The organism is Chryseobacterium sp. S0630 (assembly GCF_024158915.1).
In the GTDB taxonomy this organism is placed as follows: Bacteria; Bacteroidota; Bacteroidia; order Flavobacteriales; family Weeksellaceae; genus Chryseobacterium.
In genome coordinates, this window is sequence record NZ_JAMZGF010000124.1 from 1 (window position 1) to 1,204 (window position 1,204).

The following is a 1,204-nucleotide window of genomic DNA, read 5'->3' on the forward strand; positions in this document are numbered from 1 at the left end:
TATCTTTTATCTTTTATCTTTTATCTTTTATCTTTTATCTTTTATCTTTTATCTTTTATCTTTTATCTTTTATCTTTCGTTATTCCCGGCAAACCTCGTAAATTTGCTATTCATTAATTTTTAAATATAAATTTTAAACAAATGTCAAGAATTCTTACCGGCATACAAGCCACCGGAACGCCCCATCTTGGAAACTTATTGGGAGCTATTATTCCTGCTATCGAACTATCCAAGCAGGAAGGAAATGAATCATTTTTATTTATTGCGAATCTTCACACGCTTACACAGATTAAGGATGCGCAGACTTTAAGACAAAATACCTACGAGATTGCTGCGGCTTGGCTTGCTTGTGGATTAGATACTGAAAAAACATATTTCTACAGACAAAGTGATATCGCTGAAACCTGTGAACTTTCTTGGCATTTATCATGTTTTTTCCCTTATCAAAGATTAACATTGGCCCATTCATTTAAGGATAAAGCAGACAGACTACAGGATGTGAATGCTGGTTTGTTTACTTACCCTATTCTGATGGCTGCAGATATTTTATTGTATGATGCGGAAATTGTACCTGTAGGAAAAGACCAGCTTCAGCACCTGGAATTTGCAAGAGATGTCGCTTCAAGGTTCAATAACCAGATGGGTGAAATTCTTGTTCTTCCACAATCTGAACTTCAGGAAGATACTAAATATGTTCCTGGAACAGACGGTCAGAAAATGTCTAAATCAAGAGGAAATATCATCAATATTTTCTTACCTGAAAAGGAATTGAAAAAACAGGTGATGAGCATTGAATCAGATTCGAAATCTTTAGAAGAACCTAAGGATCCTGAAACGGATAAAACATTCCAGATTTATCAGCTTATTGCTACATCTGAACAGACTGAAGAATTAAGAGCAAAATATCTTGCCGGAAACTTCGGATACGGACATGCTAAGAAAGAACTTTTAGATCTTATCCTGGTACGTTTTGAGAAAGAAAGAGAAACGTTCGCTTATTATATGAACAATCTTAATGAACTTGAAGCAAAACTTCAGCAAGGCGCTGAGAAAACCAGACCTATTGCACTGGAAACGCTGAAAAGAGTAAGAACAAGCTTAGGATTTTAATTCTGAGTTTTAAACATAAGAAGAAGCCGTCTCACAACTGAGGCGGTTTTTCTTGTTAAAAAGTAAATAATTTTTATATATTTTGATTTGTTTT

1 protein-coding gene is annotated in these 1,204 nt (G+C 34.6%); it reads left to right on the plus strand.

Annotated elements, in window-relative coordinates:
• Positions 1–141 precede the first annotated feature (141 nt).
• Positions 142–1,110 carry a tryptophan--tRNA ligase gene (gene trpS, locus NK356_RS24025; protein ID WP_034692500.1) on the plus strand — a complete coding sequence of 323 codons (969 nt, stop codon included), beginning with the start codon at positions 142–144 and terminating at the stop codon, positions 1,108–1,110.
• Positions 1,111–1,204: the final 94 nt, after the last annotated feature.